The organism is Bacillus cereus, assembly GCF_015071065.1.
In the GTDB taxonomy this organism is placed as follows: Bacteria; Bacillota; Bacilli; order Bacillales; family Bacillaceae_G; genus Bacillus_A; species Bacillus_A cereus_BA.
Genome location: NZ_VOVA01000076.1, coordinates 1 through 1,043, shown reverse-complemented (window position 1 = coordinate 1,043; position 1,043 = coordinate 1). Strand labels below are relative to the sequence as shown.

Genomic DNA, 1,043 nt, shown 5'->3' with positions numbered 1-1,043 from the left:
CAAAGAAAAGTACGAAAAAAAGCACAAAAGATATCGAAGCGAATATCCCCAGTGCGGTGAAGAATCAAGCAATCAAAGACGCGAAAAGTTTGTTTGCTACAAAAGTAAAGAAAAGTAATTATAAAATCATTCCGATTCTAAAGAAACCTGTTTGTGTATGGAACAATCAAAATTATTCATTTGACTCCACTCATATTTCAATCCCGTTTAAGATAAATGGAAAGTCCACTCGTTTAAAGGTCCGTGCTTTATTAATCGATAAAAAAAATCGCAATTTGGATTTGTTAAAACATAAGTTAGGTACACTTCGTATCACAAAGAAATCGAATAAGTGGATGGCCCAAATATCTGTCACACTTCCTACAAATGAAAGAGCAGGAACGAAAGTTTTAGGGGTAGACCTAGGTCTCAAGGTCCCTGCAGTAGCAATCACAGATGATGACAAGGTTCGTTTCTTTGGGAATGGTAGGCAAAACAAATATAGGAAGCGTAAGTTTCGGAGTGTTCGTAAGAAGTTAGGAAAAGACAAAAAAGTGAATGCCATTCGGCGATTTGATGATAAAGAACAAAGATGGATGCAAGAAAAAGATCACAAAACAAGTCGTGAAATCATTGATTTTGCGATTGCTAATCAGATTTCTGTCATTCGATTAGAACAACTAACGAATATAAGACAGACGGCAAGAACAAGCCGTAAAAACGAAAAGAACCTACACACTTGGTCATTCTATCGTTTGGCACAATTTATTGCTTATAAAGCAACGATAGCTGGTATTCAGATTGAATATGTGAATCCAGCTTATACAAGTCAAAGTTGTCCGAAATGTGCTGAAAAGAATAAGGCTCGAGATAGAAAATACAAGTGTCCATGTGGGTTTAAGACACATCGTGATATCGTTGGAGCGATGAATATTCGCTACGCAACTGTGATTGATGGTAACAGTCAATCAGCCTAAGCACCTATATGGTCTGGTTTAGGAGGGGCAATGAGATGCCCTTATCTTGAAGGCTGTTCAAAACAGAAATGGACTGCGAACGCTTAG

At 37.5% G+C, this 1,043-nt stretch carries 1 protein-coding gene; it reads left to right on the top strand.

Annotated features, from left to right (window positions below):
• A partial coding sequence (locus FT637_RS29525) for an RNA-guided endonuclease TnpB family protein (protein ID WP_193649251.1) occupies positions 1-956 on the top strand: 956 nt, incomplete at its 5' end.
• Positions 957-1,043 lie beyond the last annotated feature (87 nt).